19 protein-coding genes and 2 pseudogenes are annotated in these 20,300 nt (G+C 36.5%); 10 read left to right on the top strand and 11 right to left on the bottom strand.

What is annotated here, in order from left to right; all coding sequences use genetic code 11:
* Nucleotides 1–91 precede the first annotated feature (91 nt).
* A complete protein-coding gene (gene rpe, locus OPR46_RS05085; protein WP_264724025.1) occupies nucleotides 92–772 on the top strand; it encodes a ribulose-phosphate 3-epimerase in 681 nt (226 codons plus the stop codon).
* Between the two features lie 176 nt (nucleotides 773–948).
* Nucleotides 949–1,086 carry a hypothetical protein gene (locus OPR46_RS05080; RefSeq protein ID WP_265043117.1) on the top strand — a complete coding sequence of 46 codons (138 nt, stop codon included), beginning with the start codon at nucleotides 949–951 and terminating at the stop codon, nucleotides 1,084–1,086.
* Here the strand turns inward: OPR46_RS05080 and OPR46_RS06885 are convergent.
* From OPR46_RS06885 to OPR46_RS05065, 4 genes and pseudogenes are all read right to left on the bottom strand, one after another.
* Nucleotides 1,018–1,437 (bottom strand): annotated as a pseudogene (locus OPR46_RS06885) (IS66 family transposase); the annotation flags it as partial. The gene OPR46_RS05080 and the pseudogene OPR46_RS06885 overlap by 69 nt on opposite strands.
* A gap of 72 nt (nucleotides 1,438–1,509) precedes the next feature.
* Nucleotides 1,510–2,368, bottom strand: a pseudogene (locus OPR46_RS06880) (IS66 family transposase); the annotation flags it as partial.
* Nucleotides 2,369–2,480: 112 nt separating this feature from the next.
* Nucleotides 2,481–3,563, bottom strand: a complete 1,083-nt coding sequence (gene ribD / locus OPR46_RS05070; protein ID WP_265043116.1) for a bifunctional diaminohydroxyphosphoribosylaminopyrimidine deaminase/5-amino-6-(5-phosphoribosylamino)uracil reductase RibD — start codon at nucleotides 3,561–3,563, stop codon at nucleotides 2,481–2,483.
* Nucleotides 3,563–4,762, bottom strand: a complete 1,200-nt coding sequence (locus OPR46_RS05065; protein ID WP_265043106.1) for a deoxyguanosinetriphosphate triphosphohydrolase — start codon at nucleotides 4,760–4,762, stop codon at nucleotides 3,563–3,565. The genes ribD and OPR46_RS05065 overlap by 1 nt, the downstream gene beginning before the upstream one ends.
* 47 nt (nucleotides 4,763–4,809) lie before the next feature.
* Here OPR46_RS05065 and OPR46_RS05060 point away from each other — a divergent pair, with 47 nt between their 5' ends.
* Nucleotides 4,810–5,271 (top strand): HesB/IscA family protein, encoded by a 462-nt coding sequence (locus tag OPR46_RS05060; RefSeq protein ID WP_265043105.1) that lies wholly within the window; start codon nucleotides 4,810–4,812, stop codon nucleotides 5,269–5,271.
* Between the two features lie 39 nt (nucleotides 5,272–5,310).
* A complete protein-coding gene (locus OPR46_RS05055) occupies nucleotides 5,311–5,985 on the top strand; it encodes an ABC transporter ATP-binding protein (RefSeq protein ID WP_265043104.1) in 675 nt (224 codons plus the stop codon).
* Nucleotides 5,986–6,006: 21 nt separating this feature from the next.
* Here the strand turns inward: OPR46_RS05055 and OPR46_RS05050 are convergent, their stop codons facing one another.
* Together OPR46_RS05050 and OPR46_RS05045 are read right to left on the bottom strand one after the other, a co-directional pair.
* Complete coding sequence (locus OPR46_RS05050; protein WP_265043103.1) at nucleotides 6,007–6,171, bottom strand: lipoprotein; 165 nt, start codon at nucleotides 6,169–6,171, stop codon at nucleotides 6,007–6,009.
* A 52-nt stretch (nucleotides 6,172–6,223) separates the two neighbouring features.
* Nucleotides 6,224–6,922, bottom strand: a complete 699-nt coding sequence (locus tag OPR46_RS05045) for an alpha/beta hydrolase (RefSeq protein ID WP_265043102.1) — start codon at nucleotides 6,920–6,922, stop codon at nucleotides 6,224–6,226.
* Nucleotides 6,923–7,077: 155 nt separating this feature from the next.
* Here OPR46_RS05045 and OPR46_RS05040 point away from each other — a divergent pair, with 155 nt between their 5' ends.
* The 4 genes from OPR46_RS05040 to tsaD all read left to right on the top strand — a co-directional run bounded on the left by OPR46_RS05040 (nucleotide 7,078) and on the right by tsaD (nucleotide 11,396).
* On the top strand, nucleotides 7,078–8,214 hold the full coding sequence (locus OPR46_RS05040; RefSeq protein ID WP_265043101.1) for a cysteine desulfurase family protein: 1,137 nt from the start codon (nucleotides 7,078–7,080) through the stop codon (nucleotides 8,212–8,214).
* Between the two features lie 869 nt (nucleotides 8,215–9,083).
* Nucleotides 9,084–9,821, top strand: a complete 738-nt coding sequence (locus tag OPR46_RS05035; protein WP_265043099.1) for a WD_0702 family putative metalloprotease — start codon at nucleotides 9,084–9,086, stop codon at nucleotides 9,819–9,821.
* 203 nt (nucleotides 9,822–10,024) lie between these two features.
* Nucleotides 10,025–10,156, top strand: coding sequence for a hypothetical protein (locus OPR46_RS05030; protein WP_265043097.1), 132 nt, complete (start codon nucleotides 10,025–10,027; stop codon nucleotides 10,154–10,156).
* 232 nt (nucleotides 10,157–10,388) lie between these two features.
* Nucleotides 10,389–11,396, top strand: coding sequence for a tRNA (adenosine(37)-N6)-threonylcarbamoyltransferase complex transferase subunit TsaD (gene tsaD, locus OPR46_RS05025; RefSeq protein WP_265043095.1), 1,008 nt, complete (start codon nucleotides 10,389–10,391; stop codon nucleotides 11,394–11,396).
* Nucleotides 11,397–11,581: 185 nt separating this feature from the next.
* Here the strand turns inward: tsaD and OPR46_RS05020 are convergent, their stop codons facing one another.
* The 4 genes from OPR46_RS05020 to OPR46_RS05005 form a co-directional block, all read right to left on the bottom strand.
* Complete coding sequence (locus tag OPR46_RS05020; RefSeq protein ID WP_265043093.1) at nucleotides 11,582–11,713, bottom strand: hypothetical protein; 132 nt, start codon at nucleotides 11,711–11,713, stop codon at nucleotides 11,582–11,584.
* 42 nt (nucleotides 11,714–11,755) lie between these two features.
* Nucleotides 11,756–12,067 (bottom strand): transposase, encoded by a 312-nt coding sequence (locus tag OPR46_RS05015; RefSeq protein ID WP_265043091.1) that lies wholly within the window; start codon nucleotides 12,065–12,067, stop codon nucleotides 11,756–11,758.
* Nucleotides 12,068–12,168: 101 nt separating this feature from the next.
* The gene (locus tag OPR46_RS05010; RefSeq protein WP_265043089.1) at nucleotides 12,169–12,321 is read right to left on the bottom strand and encodes a hypothetical protein; all 153 of its coding nucleotides are present in this window, start codon (nucleotides 12,319–12,321) and stop codon (nucleotides 12,169–12,171) included.
* A gap of 501 nt (nucleotides 12,322–12,822) precedes the next feature.
* Entirely contained in the window at nucleotides 12,823–14,898 is a 2,076-nt protein-coding gene (locus OPR46_RS05005; protein ID WP_265043087.1) for a hypothetical protein, read from the bottom strand.
* 94 nt (nucleotides 14,899–14,992) lie between these two features.
* Between OPR46_RS05005 and OPR46_RS05000 the strand changes: the two genes are divergently transcribed.
* On the top strand, nucleotides 14,993–16,381 hold the full coding sequence (locus tag OPR46_RS05000) for a phosphomannomutase/phosphoglucomutase (RefSeq protein WP_265043085.1): 1,389 nt from the start codon (nucleotides 14,993–14,995) through the stop codon (nucleotides 16,379–16,381).
* Nucleotides 16,382–16,487: 106 nt separating this feature from the next.
* Here the strand turns inward: OPR46_RS05000 and OPR46_RS04995 are convergent, their stop codons facing one another.
* Nucleotides 16,488–17,339, bottom strand: coding sequence for an Rpn family recombination-promoting nuclease/putative transposase (locus tag OPR46_RS04995; RefSeq protein ID WP_015589151.1), 852 nt, complete (start codon nucleotides 17,337–17,339; stop codon nucleotides 16,488–16,490).
* A gap of 210 nt (nucleotides 17,340–17,549) precedes the next feature.
* Here OPR46_RS04995 and ppdK point away from each other — a divergent pair, with 210 nt between their 5' ends.
* On the top strand, nucleotides 17,550–20,285 hold the full coding sequence (gene ppdK, locus OPR46_RS04990) for a pyruvate, phosphate dikinase (protein ID WP_265044091.1): 2,736 nt from the start codon (nucleotides 17,550–17,552) through the stop codon (nucleotides 20,283–20,285).
* The last annotated feature ends 15 nt before the right edge of the window (nucleotides 20,286–20,300 follow it).

The following is a 20,300-nucleotide window of genomic DNA, read 5'->3' as shown; positions in this document are numbered from 1 at the left end:
GGCATACCGATATCGGTCTCTAGCTACTCAGATGGTGCTTAGGGTGACAGAGTTTTAAAAATAAGTTATTTTTTAGCAAAAAAGGCAGCTCATGAGTATTAAAATTGCACCTTCTATACTTTCAGCAGATTTTGCAAAATTAGGGGAAGAAGTAAGAAAAATTAGCGATTTAGGTGTGGATTACATACACATAGACGTTATGGATGGGAATTTCGTTCCAAATATTACAATTGGTCCTAGCGTTGTTTCTGCAATACGTAAATATAGCAATCTTCCTTTTGATGTGCATTTAATGGTCAAATCTCCTGGTAACCACATTGAAAGCTTTATAAATGCTGGTGCTGATATTATCACTGTACATGCAGAAGCAGAGATACACCTTGAGAGGTTGATAAGAAAGATAAAGTCATACAAAAATGTAAACGACGAAAAAAAACCGATTCAAGTTGGAGTTTCAATTGTTCCTTCAACTTCTCCAAGTGTGCTTGAATACATAATACATGAGCTAGATATTGTGCTGATTATGACAGTCAACCCTGGCTTTGGAGGGCAGGAATTTATTCATTCACAGTTGAACAAGATATCTACTATAAAAAAAATGATACAGGAGCGTAATCTTAAAACACAAATTTCAGTAGATGGTGGAATTAACTTTTCTAACGCAGCTGATATAATAAAAGCAGGTGCTGATATTTTAGTTGCGGGATCGGCGATATTCAAGGCTGAAGATATTAAGAAGGCCGTAACCGATCTTAAAAATCTATTGTTGTGACCCTATATAGCTAAAGTGGCTTAGGTTTACCTACAATTTGAAAAACAACAAATTCGTCATTCCGCTACTCGTTAGCGGAATCTATGCTGAGATACCGCGGCGGTATGACGTAGAAAAACCTTTCTTGGGTTGTATCCGTTCAGCTAAGCGGTGTGAGAGATGATAGATAAGAGGTTTTGGAAAGCCCATTTGTTTCCATGTCAAGTATAGCTCTTTTTACAATAATCCGAACAGACCGTAATATGCTACTGGCCTGCTATAGCCATAAACACATATCTTATCGCATTCGGACTATTATAAGAAAGGCTATATAATGAAATTATCCGTTCAAGTTCCCCGCTTCGATTGGGTAAAATATGAATTTTTGCGATAAACGACATAATGCCGTATCTGCTGTTCAGCATGGTTGTTTGTCAGCGGAATGTTTTCTGGGTCATCTAAAAAATTCCACATTATTCTTTCAGATTTCAAAATATTTTTTGCAACTCGAGAAGCTCCAATTGCTTCAGGTAAACGGCTTCAAGTAATACCTTGTACGTTTTCGCAATTTTCTGGCACGTCTGGTAAATCTAAAAACATCTATCTCATTTTTTAGCAAGGCCTTTTTTAGTGCAAATAATTCAGTGGCTACGTTTCTTAAGTATAGCTCTTTTTACAATAATCCGAACAGACCGTAATATGCTACTGGCCTGCTATAGCCATAAACACATATCTTATCGCATTCGGACTATTATAAGAAAGGCTATAGTTGTATGCTGCGTACCTGTCGTAAGCTATTGCGATTGCAGAACTTACTATTTTGTAAAACCTTCATTCCTCTTGACTCTGTCAATTTTATAAAACTTGCTGTATTACTGGCAAACATCCAGCACCAACCAAGTTTACCTTTGTTATAATGGCTCGTTTCATCGATATGCAGAACTTCACTTTTACTTACTTCTTGCTCGATTTGCTCATATGCTTCTTGGCATTTTTCTGCAACTCTAGCCTCGCTATTTGACACGCTACCAACACTGATGTCCAGGTTGAAAATATTTTTTATAATATTTGCTACTTCTCTTTTCGAGTTCTTGTAAAATCCGCTCAGCGCCGCAATTGTTGACTTAACTTTTGGACCAAATGTATCCGCAGTAACACCTTCTGGTAGCCTGCTACTTTTTCTTTTTCCACACTTGCAACAGCGGCCATTGGTATTCCACAACATAAGCTGGCAAATCAACTTTTTGATGAATGTATGGCTCTTTCGATATCGGAATTTCTCCTCCGCACTCGCAAGAACTCTATTTTCACCACTTCATCTGCTTCCATTTTAGGGCGATACTTTCCTTCATGCCCAATCTGTGCCCCTATTTTCCTGTCACTTTTTTTCTTTTTCTTCTTTAGCTTGTATAACTCTTTTGAGCTCGGTATCGATGAATTTTGTGAATTCAGACCTAGTCTTTCTTTCAATTCAGCATTTTCGATTCTTAGCGCCTTATTCTCAGATCTAAAATTTTCGTTTTCTATCTCTAACCTCTTTATCTCTGCTTTTAGTTGCTCTATCTCTATTTTAAAGCTTTCACAGAGCTTGAGAAGACTAGCTAGTAGATCAGACATATTTACCACACATACTACTTGTGATATTATGTTTTTAGCACTCCTTGTCTACTTTTTATTTTACCGCTCCGCTGAACGGATACCTTTTTTTTACTGTTTGAGTATGTAAGGATTATGACGACCTATCCCAAACCTCAACTATATCCTCACTAAACTCTATTATCTTTGTTTTTTTAAACTGATAACAGTTGTTAATGAATTGAATCCCTAAATCTCCTACAAAAGGAGTGGCATCATTGCCTAAAATTTTACCACTGCGGCATATTATCAACCTGTCGATTAAATTACACTTTAATAGTTCTGTGATTAACACTCCTCCACCTTCAACTAATAATCTTGTTATACCAATTTCTGAAACAAGTTTTAATGCCATGTCCTTTAGGCAAACCTTACCTGCGTTGCTTGAATTAACTACTAAGTAGTTAATGTTTTTTATTTTTTTCTCTACTTCTTTATTTGTGATGACCCAAGTTATTACTTTGTCTGCAGTCTTTGCAATGTTATGCTCTTCCTTTAATCTCCCTTGACTATCTATAATTAGCCTTATTGGCGATCTACCTCCGAGTCCTGGTAATCTGCAAGTTAAGAGTGGATCATCATTAATAAGAGTATTGCTGCCAATCATAATTGCATCATATTTCGTTCTGAGCTCATGCACCCAGTTTCTCGTATTTTCACTTGTTATCCATTTGCTATCGCCTGTAAATGTTGCGATTTTTCCGTCAAGAGTTGTTGCGACTTTGCAAGCTATAAATGGTCTATGTAATTCTTTAGTGGTGAAAAAACCGACATTCAGTTCTTTTGCCTCTTTTTGCATAATACCTTGCTCAACTTCAATTCCTGCTTCTTTCAGAGCTTTCATGCCTCTGCCTGAAACTCTACTATCTGGGTCAATAGTTGCAATTACTACTCTTTTTATGCTAGCTTTTATGATTTTTGCAGTGCAAGGCCCCGTGACTCCGTGATGACAACATGGCTCAAGAGTGATATATATAGTTGCGCCATGAGTTGAATCTTTAGCGTTTTGCAAAGCGACTACCTCCGCATGCGGACGCCCACCAATCCCTGTGTATCCCTCACTAACAATTGTACCATCCTTTACAATAACACACCCGACAGCAGGATTTGGTGCAACATTTCCAAGATTTTTTTCTGCAAGCCTTAATGCAATTGACATGAAATGATCATCAGTCATTAGAAAGAAGTCATTTCGTATGAGGTATCAAAAATTCTTCTGTGCTCGTGTATAGCAAATCTATCTGTCATACCTGAGATATAGTCACATATTATTACTGAACGCTGAGATTCACAAGCGAGTTTGCTCCACTCTGTGGGAAGTAATCCTGGGTTTTCATAAAAACATTGAAAGAGTTCCTGTATTATGCGTTTTGCTTTTTTCATCGTTCTACTCAGTTTATAGCTTCTGTATATTTTCTCCATGTTGAATCTTTTCATTTCTTTTGTAGCATTCGCAACTTCTGGTGAAAATGTGACTAGCATTTTATTTAGACTTCTTACGTCTTCTACGCTTTTTATTTTGTGATCTTCAATATTTCTTTCAGTCTGAGAAACAACATCACTTATCATAGTTCCTATAGTTCCACTCAGTGATTCATGTATGAGTTTGCTCTGAGGCAATTCTGAATATCTGCTCCTTATGTCTTTAAACATTTTTTCAATTAAAGGAACATTCAGCAAATCTTCGATGGTTACTAAATTCGCCCTGAGTGCATCATCAAGATCGTGAACACTGTAAGCAATATCATCGGCAATTGAAGCAACTTGCGCTTCAATGCTTGAAAATTCTTCAAGTTTTAGATCATATTTTTTGTTGTATTCTAATAACAGCTGATTACTTGTAGAAGACTCCGCGTTTTGACCAAGCAAGGGACCGTTATGTTTTGCAACTCCTTCAATCACCTCCCAACTTAGATTCATACCATCAAAATCAGCATGTTTTTGTTCAAGATAAGTTAAAATCCTTATAGCTTGAACATTATGATCAAACTCATACTTCTCGTTATCAAGATTCAAATCTTGAATTGATTTCTTTAGAGCATCTTCACCTGCATGACCAAATGGAGGATGACCAAGGTCATGTGCAAGCGCTATGCATTCAGTGATATCCTCATTTAAGCCAAGTCTACGCGCAATGGACCTTGCAATTTGTGCAACTTCAAGGCTATGAGTAAGCCGAGTGCGATAGTAGTCGTGCTCATAATTGATAAAAACTTGTGTTTTGTACTCCAATTTTCTAAACGCATTAGAGTGAATGATACGGTCCCTATCACGCTGAAAGCAGCTGCGATTCTCATCTTCTGGCTCTTTGAAGTATCTCCCTTTTGTTTTGCTTGGAAAACATGCATAATTTAATAGAAAATTATTGTTTGACATGTAAAATTTCTACTATAATAAGTTATCAATAATAAACGGTGGTTACTATGTCAACAAATTACAACATCAACTTAACTGATAATGCACTAAAAAAAATCCACTCTCTTGCAGAGCAGGAAGGAGATAAGAGTTCCGTTTTACGGGTTGCAGTTTCAGGCGGTGGATGTTCTGGCTTCAAATACAATTTTCTTATGGATCAAATGAATAAAAATCTATCTTTGGATGATGAAGATGATGATTACGATGATAAGTTTGATGACGAAGACGAAGATGATGATTATGAAGAAAGCGAGGACTATAGAAGCCATTCCAGTTTTAGCGAAAAAGGTAAAGATATAGTAATTAATGATGAAAATGGTAATCCTGTATTAATGGTTGATAATTGTTCAGCAAAATTTTTAAATAACTCAGTTATAGATTATACTGAGGATCTCAGTGGTTCTGGTTTTCAAATAAAGAATGCCTTTGCTAAGTCTCAATGTGGTTGTGGTAACAGTTTTTCGGTTTAATTATTACTAAAACTTAGATGCCTTCTGGATCTTTTAAACATGGGTGGTAATGTAGCACTAGAACTAACTTCCGTAGATAAAAGCTTCAAGAACAGTTCTGCTGTTGTAAAGGATATCAACTTAAGTGTCACAAGAGGGCAAGTAGTAGCGCTGATTGGCGATTCAGGTGCAGGGAAAACAACTATATTGCAAATCGCAGGCTTGTTGGACAAGCCAACTTCAGGTATAGTTACGATAGATGGAATAAATTGCACACAAGCCAGTAATAAGCATAAAACTCATGTAAGAAGAAATTTTCTTAGTTTTGTTTATCAATTTCACTATTTGTTACAAGAGTTATCGGTGTTGGAAAATATTATGCTTCCTCAACTCATTGCAGGAAAAAGCAAAGCTGAAGCAAAAAAAAATTCGCAAGCAATGTTGGAAAAATTTGGTCTGGAAAACAAAGCAAGTAGCATGGTATCTGAAGTTTCGGGTGGGGAAAGGCAGAGAGTTGCAATTGCAAGAAGCATTGTAAATTCTCCAAAGCTTTTACTTGCAGATGAGCCAACAGGAAACTTAGATCCAACAAATTCTTTTAACGTGTTTTTACTTCTACATTCATACGTAAAGGAAAATAACAGCTCTATGCTTATAGTAACACACAATCATCTCCTTGCAGAAAAGGCAGACTGCATTTTCCAATTGAGAGATCGATCATTAGTGAAGTTGTGAATAGGAAAAATAGCACAATTTCTATGCCTTATACTTATCTAACCAATGATCATTAACAGAGTACAACTCGCATGAAATGCTTTCATTGCTTTTTATACACGGACTTTTTAACTTACGCTGTTTACTTAGGGAACACCCCGATAACATAAACACAGCTAAAATAAAAAATAATAGCTTTTTAAACATAACAAAACCTTTTCATTTATATTACTACACTCATTTCTCTTGTTTGTAAAGATTAGGCATATTCTTTTACCCTTACCTCTTTTTTGACCTTTTGAAAAGAAATAGTTGCACTATTCAAGCGCAGTTTTATATAATTGTCCACGATTTGAGCCACTTCCTCTTCTTTATCCTTTAGAAAGTGATTAGTATCATCTATTATATGGTATTTCATGTGATCACTTCTTACTGAATTTATCAACCTTTTTGCTAATTCTGTTACATCGCTTTCTTCTGAGATTGTATCATTACTGCTTTGTATTATAAGCCCAGAAACTGGACAGGGAGAAAGAAAAGAAAAATCGTACTTAGTTACCGGAAGAGAAAGAGCAATAAAACCCACTATCTCAGGGCGGCGCATTGTTAGCTGCATAGCCACCCATGCTCCAAAAGAAAAACCAGCGATCCAAATTGGAACATTGCTAGGATTATGTTCCTGAAGCCAATCAATGGCTACCGCAGCGTCAGTTAATTCTCCTATACCCTTATCAAAAGTTCCGGTAGATTTTCCCACACCACGAAAGTTAATCTTCAATGCAGAAAAATTGTTATCGATAAAAGACGTATATGTACTATGTACAATTTTACTATCCATATTACCACCATATTGAGGATGATGATGTAAAACCAGCACAACCGGCGCGTTGGCATCTTTGCTTTGGTGGTATTCACCTTCTATCTTTCTTGTTGCATTATTCAAAAAAACTTCAACCATGGTAACCCCTAATAAGAACCCGCTTGACAGGTATTAATGACGTGAGTTATTAATTGTGTATTAATTTCGCTGTTTTTGCAATAAATTTTTTATCGTGTTAAAGCTAACGTACATAGTTATGGCTATAGTTGATGGTAAACTTATTTAAGTGACAGATGAGTCCATTCTCTTTAGAAAATAGTGGTTGCGTATATGCTGATTACAATGCAACTGCTCCAATTAGTGAAAATGTAAAAAAAAGTATATTTGAGGTCTTGTTAAAACAAACGCTCAATCCATCATCACTACATAAAAGAGGACAAGAAGCGAGGAAGATTCTTCAGGATGCAAGAGATAACGTACGTGGTGCTATTGGCGTCTCAAGTGATAAAGAAATAGTTTTTACGTCTGGTGCAACTGAAGCGAATAACCTTGTTATGAGAGGAATAGCAGGCTACCTGCATATAATTTCAGCTATAGAGCATCCTTCAATTCTTAATTCTGCATGTAATCCATATATAATACCTGTTAATCAGGAGGGCATTGTTGACTTTTTAGAGCTAGAAAAAATTCTAAGCGAACTTAAAGGAAACAAAGCAATAGTTTCAGTTATGATGGCAAATAACGAAACCGGAGTTATTCAACCTATTGAGGAAATAGCTAAAATAGTACACAAGTTTGGAGCAATTTGCCACACTGACACTGCTCAAAGTGTTGGGAAAATTAAAGTTAATATGGAAGATCTAGGAGTGGATTTACTCACTTTATCCGCCCATAAATTTGGCGGTGTAGCAGGCAGTGGAATTTTAATATTCAATAAAGAACTTGCGATAGAACCTATTATAATAGGTGGTGGACAAGAGAAGGGATTTCGTGGTGGTACGGAAAATATTGTTGCAATTGCAGGCCTTTCTGCTGCACTGCAAAATATTCCAGATCTTCTATCAAAAATGGATGAAGTAAAGGAGCTACGCGATCAATTAGAGTGTGAATTATTAAATCTTGCCAGTGACATAAGAATCTTCGGTAAAAACTCTAAGAGGCTGCCAAACACAAGTTTTATTTATATGCCAGGAGTAAAGAGTGATGTGCAGCTTATGCATTTTGACTTGAATCATATTGCAGTTAGTAATGGCTCCGCATGTTCTTCTGGAAAAGTTGAGCCTTCCCATGTTTTGCTTGCAATGGGGGCAACAAAAGAGCAAGCAGAGTGTTCAATTAGAATCAGTATAGGTCCAGAAACTAAACCACAAGACATAAAAAAAATAGTGGATTGTTGGTATAATATCTACAAGCAGAACTCCTTGGTATAGATAATACGTGATATCATGCAGGGAGCTATAAATTAGATGTAAAAAATTCCTTTACAAGTTTCGCCAGCCCCCTTATCATAACAGTGAAGCTATTTATTTATCTTCGCAATCTGTGCAGGTTAATGACAAAAAACTTAGGGTATTTGGCGTCTCATGTTTAATTTTTCGCACTACGTGCATCGCATGTCTTTAAAAATTTTTAGGTTTTTACCTATATAAGCCGAAATGCGCTTACAAAGCGTTTGAGACAGCAAAAAACGTCAAATTGACAAGGGAGAATTTGAATGCTAGCTACTACGGGGTTTCTTTGCCTTTTTTCCTGCTTAGTAAATTTCTTAAACACTTGCGGTGTAGGTTAGTTGCAAGTTAAAAGCAGCTAAATCGCTCTTAATCAAGCGTTTTAGAATAAAAAAAACGCCGATATTTTAGTACATAGTAAATAGCCAACCACCACGGGGCTTCTTTTGCCTTTTTTTTATTTAGTAAATTTCTTAAATATTTATGGCTAAAGCAATTTAAGAGACTGAAAATGGTGTCATTTCAGTGCCCCTGTAATGTCATCCCAGTGCCCTGACTACTTGGATCCAGGAATTTTATTAAGTTGGTGAGCATAAAAATAGCTGTTTTACGTTAAAATACAATGTTTTGATGATTATGGAAAGGCTGGATTCCAGTGCCAAGCACTGGAATGACATCCTCCCTTATGGAAATTGCTCTCAAATCACAATGTTCGTACAGCTATGGAATGAATCGCGGTATGACGGTCATCAGTAAACATGAATTACTTTAACTATGCAATCAGGCTTCCTAAAAACACTTTGTAGCCAATCAATTCTTGAGTATAAAAAGAATTCCTTTAATAATAAGGTATGCTAATCAGGAATTTAATAAAACAAGCAACTCAAGTAGGAAGCAGTGAAAATGCAATACGGTATGTCGAATATCTCTATCAATTTGAGAAGTTTAGAAACACATTAAACCTCACTTTATCACTAATAAAGCAAAACAGGCTCTCATTTGAAATATACCAAGAGGGATTAGTGGATATGGAAGAGGGAGTGTGTAAGACAATCAGGTCTTCCAGTGTAAATAGATATGTTATTGTACTGAGGAAGTCAAACCCATACATTATAGTGCATGAACTTTCACACATGGTTGAAAATGAACTGAACTTAAGTTTGGAACAGGAATTTCTCCATAAAGTTTACCAGGATATTGAGCAGAACCTAAAGCAAGCAAGTATTCTTGTGCAGAAAATTATCGGCCAAGTTATATTTAAGGAGATACAGGCTTATCAAACTGCAAAATCACGTGCATCTGAATTATTTGCACGCTATTTTGAGCTATTTGCTTGGGCGCAGGAGGTTTACCCTAAAGATAAAGAATACTTAATCCGCACTCAAGACTTAAACAAAGTGTTCCTTGCTACTGGCCAATGGAAAAAGAGCTACCTTGATTCACAAATGATGGAGAGAATAGATAAGGAAATCAAGGAATACAGCAATAAAACTGCCACTAAAGACGTAACCAAAGTGCAAAGCAGTTGGACTAATAAATTTTCTCCTGGGGGCAAAAAAATTAGCTCTATATTTGGAGATGATGATTAGCTTATAGTGCAGGTTTTCCTAGGTCATCCCGCGATTCATTCCACGACTGTACGAACGTCTAGTTTAGTGATAAAATGTATATAACTATTGATGTCATTCGAGCATTTACATTTGTTACATCAGCACTCACATTTGTCATCTCAGTCTCCTCTTTCTGTCATCCCAGTGCGTGACACTGGGATGACACCATCATAAAGGAATCAGTGTCAGCTACTTTCATGACACCATTCTTTTTTCTGGATCCAAGTAGTCAGGGCACTGGGATGACGAGAGAGGAGACCTGGAATAACGAGAAAGTGCTCCATCTCAATAGCGCAATGTTCATACGATTGTAGATTCATTCGCGGTATAGATCCCGCTAACAAGCAGCGGGATGACGGTTGTCGGTAAATCTTTTAGCTGTAGAAGTTATAGCCTTTCTTATAATAGTCCGAATGCGATAAGATATGTGTTTATGGCTATAGCAGGCCAGTAGCATATTACGGTCTGTTCGGATTATTGTAAAAAGAGCTATAACTTCTACAGCGTTTCAAGATATAGTTTTGATAATAAAGTGCTCGAATATACATGAAAACCATTTTAGCTGTTGAAACAAGCTGCGACGAAACTGCAGTAGCGATTGTAAATAGTGACAAGCAAGTCCTTGCTCACGAAATTCTCTCCCAAGCAGAACACAAAAAACGTGGTGGGGTGATCCCTGAAATAGCTTCACGTGCTCATATGAAGCATTTAAGTGGTCTAATAAAAAGCGCCGTGGAAAAATCTAACCTTAACTTTTGTGACCTCAATGCAATTGCAGCAACATCAGGACCAGGACTCATAGGTGGATTAATAGTTGGTACAATGATGGCTAAAGCAATTGCGCATGTAGCACAAAAACCGTTCATTGCAGTGAATCACTTAGAAGCGCATGCATTGGTTATTAGGTTACGGCATGAGGTAAAATTTCCATTTTTAGTCCTACTAATATCAGGTGGTCACTGTCAATTTTTAATTGCACAGGATGTAGGTAAATACATTAAACTTGGAGAAACGCTCGATGATTCACTAGGAGAAGCATTTGATAAAGTTGCTAAGATGCTGGGTTTAAGCTACCCAGGAGGCCCATTAATTGAAAAGTTGGCTAAAAAAGGCAATGGCACAAGATTCAAACTGCCAAGGGCAATGATAAAACGTTCTGGATGTAACTTTTCGTTTTCTGGAATTAAAACAGCAGTAAAAAACTTAGTGCAAGAACTGAAAATGAGCGAGCAAGATGTGTGTGATGTATGTGCTTCGTTTCAAGAGTGTATTAGTGACATACTGCTGGACAGGGTTAGTAATGCGATTATTATAGCCGAATCTTTAAATATCAAAATCAATGACTTTGTGATTACCGGCGGAGTTGCAGCAAATAATTTCTTGAGAGAAAAATTAAAGCAACACATAAACTTAAACATATTTTTTCCTCCCAACAACCTATGTACAGATAATGCAATAATGGTTGGATGGGCAGGAATTGAAAGGTTACAGAAAAATTATATAGATCCACTTAATTTTGCACCAAGACCTAAGTGGGAGTTAGAGAGTTATTAAAAGCTCTCAATTCTGAATTATAGCTAAAGTGACTTAGGTTCTCTAATTGCACATAAGTCAACAATAATTTTCACACAAATCAAAACAGCATATCTTCTCCATAATCCTTGGTAATTTTACATAAGTTAAAAGTAGCATATGGTTCTTTCCGCGGTCTGAGATGACAATAAATTTGTCAAGCCGCATTATATAGCCTTTCTTATAATAGTCCGAATGCGATAAGATATGTGTTTATGGCTATAGCAGGCCAGTAGCATATTACGGTCTGTTCGGATTATTGTAAAAAGAGCTATACTTCTACATTCCGCTGGTCCCATCTTTGATATGCTGCCATGCCGATCAACTTCTCCAGAAGAATATTACCTTGGTGTCAACCCTATATATTCTCCAACTGTATCAGATTTCTCAAACCTATGTGGGTTATCAATTGCAGCTTTATACGTCATTGCTACTATAATCCCCACTCCTGGAACAGTAGTTAACAATTTACAATCATCGTCTTTTTCACCTTGTTCTGAAAGCATTTTGTCAAGCTTTCTTAATGACTGTTCTATTGCTTCCAAACTACAAACTAACGCTTCAATTGAACTCCTACTGATTTCATCCAAATTATTTATTGCCTCTTGTATTCTTAAAGCGAAAGTTTCAAATTTTGATCCTTTATCGACCATGTATCTTCAACAACCCTCTTATTGTTCCAATAACCTGCTGTTTGCTACACATTAGCTGTCTTCTGCTTCCAAGCGCTATTTTAATTTGACAACTGATTTTACTAACACTTCTCATCATCTGCGCTATACCCCCTCGCATCGTTTTTATCATTCTTATTGATTCTTGCAGACAACGCTGCTGCCATATGCCTTGCATCTACACAAATTACTGGTAATCCAAAACTCCTTAACTCTTTGCACATTGATATTGACAACTATCCACTTTCTATTCCTATGGGTTCGTATTTTTTGCCTTGGCTAATCTGCTATTGCCTTACTTTCGCTTGCAACAACTTCTTCCTTAACAACTTTTCCTTTCTCATCAACGATACTTATAAAAGTTTCTTTTAATGAGATCGCTATAATATTTCATGACCTACTGTAAAAGTTTAAATTATTTTTGAAGAACCAATTCATTGAATTTGTTACTTCGTGCTAAAATAATGGACTCCATCATTCAATAGCAATTACAGTATGTTTAGCTATAATTTGAAAAACAAAAATTCGTCATTCCGCTACTAGTTAGCGGGATCTAGAGGTACCGCGGCGGCATGACGTAGGATTGCTGTCATCCCGCTGCTTGTTAGTGGCTAAGAGATACTGTGAATAAATCACGGTATGACGGTTAAGTATCCCGCTACGTGTTAGCGGCTGAGATAACGCGAATAAATCGCGGGATGACGTGTTGCTTGGGTCAGCTATAGAAGCAAAACTCATCATTTTGAAAGAGGAGGAGATTTTTCCGGACCCTCATCAGGGATTGATTTTGGATCTGATAATTCTGTATTTACCTTGATTGGCTCTAATGGAGTTTTCTGCTCTTCGGGTTTATCATCTGGAATTGGAACAGGCCAATCCATAATGTTTTGCGGTATAACTTCTGCTTCTTTAGCTTCTTTTTGACCTGTTGAAGATGATGCATCAACTCCTGCATTTTTAGTAACTTCTTGTTTGAGTTGTTTATTTTCTTCTTGTAATTGCTTTAAATTTTTCTTTAACTCGTCAATCTCTCTTATTTTTTGTTTTAATTGTTCAGATATAGTTAGTTTGTCTCTAGTCAATTTTTTGTTTTCTTGTCTTAACCCACTAGCTGTTCTGCTTGAGTTGTTGTTTACAGCTTGTATACCTTGGTCTTGCTGCTGCATGCTTGTTCCTCTACTTTCATATTCAACTTCAGTTTGAGTTGTCTGACCTTTTTCCTGCTGTAATATGTTCTGCAGTTGCTCTAGGCTCTCTTTGGCAGATTTCAACTCTTCTTGTAACATATCTTCCTTTTCCTTAAGCTGACGTTGAAGCTTTTCTATTTCCCCCTTCGTATTTTCTTCGCTTAGCTCATCTGCAAGTGATCTTCCAGGTTCAAGTTGTCGAATTTTCCTCTCTAAGTCTTCCTTCTCTCTCTGTAATCCATTTAATTCTTTAGACAATTGGTTCGCCGTTTCAGCCAATGTATTGTTTTCCTTTTTTGTTTCCATTAACTGTTCTGCCAACTGCTTTTTATGATCATCGTTTAAACCTTCCACTATTTTCTTCAGGTCATTCTCCAAATTTGCATTCTTTTCCTTTAGTACAGTTAAATTAGCTTCACTTTGCTTCAATTTTCTCTGTAATTCTTTATTTGCCTCATTTGTTTCACCTTCCTTATCTTTCAACTGATCATTTAAGTTCTTTATTACATCATTTTTATCCTGTAGTTCTTCCTCTTGTTCCTTTATTCTTTGACCTCTTTCAAATATCGCTCGCTGTTGTTCATTGACTTTATCTCTCAAGGAGTCACGTTCTAATCTTAGATCCTCAAGCTGCTTTGCCTGCACTGCAAAATATTTAGCAAATGTTTCTTTTTCTTCCTCTAATTCCTCAACTTCATCTTTTAATCCTTCTTGCTCATACTCTTCTTCATCACCAGACATATCATCCTCAAATATTTCATCTTCATCACTAAATTCACTGCTGGTGGATATAGAACTTCTACGTGAAGAAGGTGTCCTAGGAGAGGAATACCCACTGCTGCTTGGTATAGGTGACTGTGGTGATATATGTAGATCTTTTGTAAATATTTCCTCTGCTGGTACCTGCTGATCGTCTACACTCTTGGATATGTCAGTAAAAGCTTGATACAGAGTTTTTCCGTTGATAAAAACTTCTTTATTTTGTCCAACTAACTTTAATGCTTCTTCTGAACTCGTTATTCCTCCAAATTTTGGCTCACCAATAACACTCTGTATACCACGAGAATCCAATTTTACGGTCATGCTACAGTCTATGCTGTTACCTTCAGAATCCTTAGCCTGCCAATTAATGGTCATTTCACATGAGCTTGAACCAGTAAAATCATAGTGCCTTTCGCTGCCTTTTTTGGTTGCAGTTATTTGACTATCTTTCCCTAAAGATATGTTATAAACCTTACCTTCACTGCTAGCTCTTAAAATATTGCTAATTTCTATTGGTTTTTCTTCATTTTCAAATCTAATTTTGAAGTCATTATCCTTTGTTGGATACACTAAGAAATTTTGACCAGGCAGAGACGACTTGAGTTCTTTATGCGTTGCGTCTATTGATTGCTCAAATTTTTGGAACTCCTTTTCCCACTTTAAATTTATCTGTCCTGTAATGTTCTCATCTTTGCATAAAGGACCAATGAAGTACCAGATGAGATTTTCTTCCTTTAGTTTTTTTATAAAATCCTGAAGATCGTTGCAAGATTCAATGACACTTAAAATATCGTTTTTCTTCTGTTCATCTACATCTAAACTTTGACTTTCAGCTATAAATACATTTTCGTTTTCCTGTGGCATAATTTTACATTTTAAAAAATATACTATAATATTAACAGATTTCTCCAAAAAATCAACTAATTGTTGGATAAATAAACTTGAGCATTTGGCCAAAATGTTATACAGTAGTCACTTCAAGAAGTACAGTATGGACAATACCATTATAAGAAAATACGATATTAGAGGTATAATAGGCAAAGACTTGCAGATTAATGATGGGTACGAGATAGGTAGAAAGTTTGGCCAAACCGTAGTTAGTGTTTGTGTCGGCTACGACAGCAGAATAGATTCACCAGGTATAGAAAGAGAATTAATTAGGGGCTTAACTTTATCCGGTGCAAATGTTATACGCGTTGGACTATGCTCTTCACCTATGCTTTACGCTGCAACACAAATCACACAGGCGGATCTTGGTATCATAATAACTGCCTCTCACAACCCCAGCGAATATAATGGCTTTAAATTTTTTAGTAATAAAAAAGTCTTCTCAGATCAAGAAATGAAGGAAATTATAAGCAGTCCAATTAAAAACAGCACAAGAATTGGAAGCTTAATTAACATAAATATATATAGTGAGTACATTAGCATATTGAAAAGTGCAGTGAAGAATAATACTACACAGAAATTAAAAATAGCCTGGGATTGTGGAAATAGTCCAGCAAGTGGAATTATAAGGTATATTGAAAAGATCTTGCCTGGTCATACGCACATCGTAACCAATAACTCTATAGATGGGGCATTTCCACTGCATGATCCAGATCCCATAGAGGAAAAAAATCTTGCTCAATTAATTGACATTGTGAAGGAATATGGATGTGATCTTGGCATTGCGCTAGATGGCGATAGCGATAGGGTGCGCTTAATTGATAATAAAGGCAACGTTGTTTCCAATGACCATTTATTTATAATTTTTGCACGTGAAGTGTTGGAGGAATATCCAGAAAGCAAAGTTATTGCTAACGTAAAAATGAGTATGAAAGTGCATGATTTTGTTAGCAAGTTAGGAGGGCAAGTTATCACCTGTGCTACTGGACATTCACTAGTTAAGAAGAAGATGGTAGAGGAAGAGGCAAAGTTTGCTGGTGAATTAAGCGGGCACTTCTTCTTTTCTGAGTTAAGTTTTGATGATGGGCTATATTCTGCTGTTAAAGCAGTTGACATTTTGCTTAAGAAAAACCAAAGCCTATCTCAGGTGATTGAGGATTTACCGAAGTTATATATCACTCATGAAGTGAAGATTGTAGTGAAAGATGAGAAAAAGTTTCAAATAATTGAGTCAATAAAGAAAACACTGGAGCAGCAAAATATTGTATTTTCAGATCTTGATGGTGTTAAGGTAACCGATAATAAAGGTTGGTGGCTTCTTAGGGTATCAAATACGCAAAACTGCATTACAGCAAGATGCGAAGGAGAGACTTTAGAGGGTTTTGAACTTACTAAAAAGGTTTTGTTCCATTACATTGATGAAGCAAGGTCTTTAAATTGTAGCTACTCACAGAAATAAATTTGATTTATAAAATTGACATGAAAGTATAAAGATAAATAGGCTAAATGTACTTATCATCTGGTCAGGCTGCAGCATTATTTCGTGTAACCGTTTGCGGGTCCACTTAATTCTGCAATTCTTTGATCTCACTCATGGAGAGGCCAGTAAACTTAACAATAGTGGTGACATCAACATTATTAGCTAGCATTGTTTTTGCAACTTCAATTTTTCCTTCCTTTTTAGCATCATCAAGTTTTTGTTCAAGAACAGCCCGTTCATCACGAATACGTTTTATTTCCTGTTCGTAGGCAATAAATTCTTTCTCTGACCAGTTGAATCTATTTAGTTCTTCATATGCCTTTTTAATTATTACATCACTACCTATTATCTTTTCCAATTCTTCTTCGCTAGTTTCATCTGCATATTTAAAATAATAGATCCATTTTTCAACTATACTCTCCAATTGGTCTTCTTTAGTTTTAGGAAATTTTGGTAACTCAATAAATGTAAAATAAAAATCTTTTAAATCATGTTCATAGCTATCTTTGTCTAACATTACATGATCTGACTTATACTCAGATTTATTAGGAAAGAGAATACAATCAGCAATAGCTATAAAAATGATTTCTTTAAGACCCTGATATTGATCACCTTTATCAGCTTGCCTTGAATAAGCTTTAGCAGCGTAATACTGAGCACGTTTTTCAAAGCCTTTAGTTTTGGCAACTTGCATTTCGACTATTACTTGCACCCCATTTTCATCCCTGCAAAGAACATCAACGATACTTTGTTTTTTAGAGGCAATTTCAGCATCTTGAATAGTGCTGAGGAATTCTATTTCTTTTATTTCATCTTTGCCAGTGAACCCCAAAATATCATTGAGAAAGTGAATGAGGATGTCTTTATTTTTTTCAGTACCAAAAATACGCCGGAACGCAACATCATTCTTGGGGTCGAGAAATTTAGAAAGAGCCATAAAAAAATTTTTAAATGTATCTTTATATTATATATTCTTATTGATAATAATTCAATCATTTGTCATCTTTTTTGTTAACTTTACTGATGTTGCCAGAAGGAACGTTGTTGCCAAATTTTGTAAAATTTATTATCCTAAGGTTTCAAGTCTTCACAGGTTTATTGGAACTATATGTACAATGTGTTTATCAGTGAAAATCCGGAGAAAATGATGGGGGAAAAGTTAATACATTACTTTAGCCAGGGTAAATGCGAAGGCAATGCAGAAATGAAAAATCTGCTGGGAGGAAAGGGGGCAAATTTAGCAGAAATGTGCAATGTTGGCATTCCTGTTCCACCTGGTTTCACAATTTCCACCTCTGCTTGCAAAGTCTATTATCAAGACAATAGATCTTCTGTTATCCAGGTAGCTGACTACTCGGATCCAGAAAAAAATGTGGTCACGCACTGGAATGACATATGTAGTGGAATTAAAAACTACATGACGATGCTCGAAAATGACATCGGTTGTAAATTTGGGGATTTAAATAATCCCTTATTAGTTTCAATACGCTCTGGTAGTGTTAGTTCAATGCCGGGCATGCTTGATACTATTTTAAATGTTGGTCTAAATGATGAAACCGTTGTTGGGCTTGCAAAAAAAAGTGGCGAACGTTTTGCTTACGATAGCTACTGCCGTTTCATCATGATGTACTCCAATGTTGTACTACAGCTTGATCATCACCTATTTCAAGATGTTGTTGATAATAAGCAGCAAAAGAGTGGAGCAAAAAGCTTAGCTGATCTTGATGTTGATGTTTTAAAAGAAATTGTTAACAATTTCAAAAGGATAGTACATGAAAAAATAGGAAAACATTTTCCGCAGAACGTTGAAAAGCAATTGCTCAGCTCAGTGAATGCAGTATTTGCTTCTTGGAAAAATGATAGGGCTGTTTCCTATAGAAAAATACATAATATTCCTGAAAACCTTGGAACAGCGGTCAACGTGCAAGCAATGGTTTTTGGTAATTTAAATGATAATTCTGCAACTGGTGTGATATTTACACGAAATCCTTCAACTGGGAAAAAAAAGCTTTTTGGTGAGTTTTTGGTTAATGCTCAGGGTGAGGATGTGGTTTCTGGTGTTTATACTCCTATGCCAATTGACGGAGAGCAAAAAAACACCATGGAGAACTTGCTGCCAAGTGTCTACCTGGAATTATGCGCGGTATGTGAAAAACTTGAAAGGCATTATAAAGACATGCAGGATATCGAATTTACTGTACAGGACGGTAAATTATGGATTTTGCAGACTAGGTCTGGCAAGCGCACGGCTGAAGCTGCTATTCGCATAATAGTTGATATGGTAAACGAAGGAACGATTACAAAAGAAGAAGGAATATTGAGAATTGATCCAAAAACCTTTGACAATTTATTGCATCCAGTTCTTGACGTTAAGAGTAACCAAAAAGTAATAGGGAAGGGGCTACCTGCTTCTCCAGGTGTTGCTTCTGGATATGTAGTGTTTAGTGCAAGTGATGCTGAAAAAGCTGCAGAGCAGGGTAAAAAAGTGATTTTAGTAAGGTCAGAAACGAGTCCTGAAGATATTAATGGAATGAATGCTGCAAGCGGCATAGTAACAGCACGGGGAGGGATGACCTCGCATGCTGCTGTTGTAACCCGTGGAATGGGTAAGCCATGCATTTGCAGTGTAAGTGGACTTTATATCGATAAAGATGGAATTTTCTTTTCTGTAGGGGATACAAAAGTAAATAAAGGTGAACCAATTACCATCAACGGAGGAACAGGGGGGGTTATGCTTGGCATTCTCCCTACAATTTCACCTGAGTTATCGCAAGAATTCAAAACGGTAATCAACTGGATAGATGAAATCAAAACGGTCAAAGTGAGAGCGAACGCTGATACTCCAAAAGACGCAAAAATTGCAAAAGAATTCGGTGCAGAAGGTATAGGCTTATGTCGCACAGAACATATGTTTTTCGCTAGTGATAGAATCGAATTCATTCAAAAATTGATAATAGCTGACGATGAAAATGAAAGGGCAAATGCGCTCATTAAACTAGAAGAAATGCAAAAGTCTGATTTCAAAGAAATATTTTCTATTATGGAGGGCAGGGAAGTCACTATACGGTTGCTTGATCCACCTTTGCATGAATTTTTACCCAATGATCAGTCTACTATAGAAAAAATTGCCAAATCACTTAGTAAGTCAGTTGAGTCAGTAAAAAATAAAATAGCACAGTTATCAGAAAAGAACCCAATGCTTGGCCATCGAGGTTGTAGACTTGCTATTTCTCATCCTGAAATATATAGCATGCAGATTAGGGCAATACTTAGTGCTGCAAGTGAATTAAAGAAAGAAAAGAAGATAGAAGTGGAACCTGAAATCATGATTCCTTTTATCATGAGTGAGAAAGAGTTTGTTCTGATATGCGAGCTAGCAAAGAAAGAATCCTCTGTCATCTCAGCTAGGATCAAGAAGCAGATTCCAGCGTCACGCGCTGGAATGACATCAGACAAGGCGTACTCAATTGGAACAATGATAGAACTGCCACGAGCGGCACTGATTGCTGATAAGTTAGCAAAACATGCAGAATTCTTTAGTTTTGGCACTAATGATTTAACGCAAACGACCATGGGACTTTCAAGAGATGATTCAGTTAATTTCCTCGATTCTTATAAGGAAAGCAACATATTCGAAAACGACCCATTTGAAGTGCTGGACATCGAAGGGGTAGGGGAGTTAATCAAGATGGCCATTGAAAGAGGCAAAAAAACCCGAAAAGAAATAAAACTGGGTATATGTGGAGAGCATGGAGCAGATCCAAAATCTATAGAGTTTCTCATCGAATCAGGGGTGGATTATGTTTCATGCTCACCCTATAGAGTACCGGTTGCAAAGTTATTGGCAGCACAGTTTAGTGTTAGATCTAAATTTGCTAGGTAAGTATAGTGGCAGTGT

This window comes from Wolbachia endosymbiont (group A) of Scambus nigricans, from assembly GCF_947251485.1.
Taxonomy (GTDB): domain Bacteria; phylum Pseudomonadota; class Alphaproteobacteria; order Rickettsiales; family Anaplasmataceae; genus Wolbachia; species Wolbachia pipientis.
Note: the sequence above shows the minus strand (reverse complement) of the source record. Positions and strands in the feature narration are given on the sequence as shown.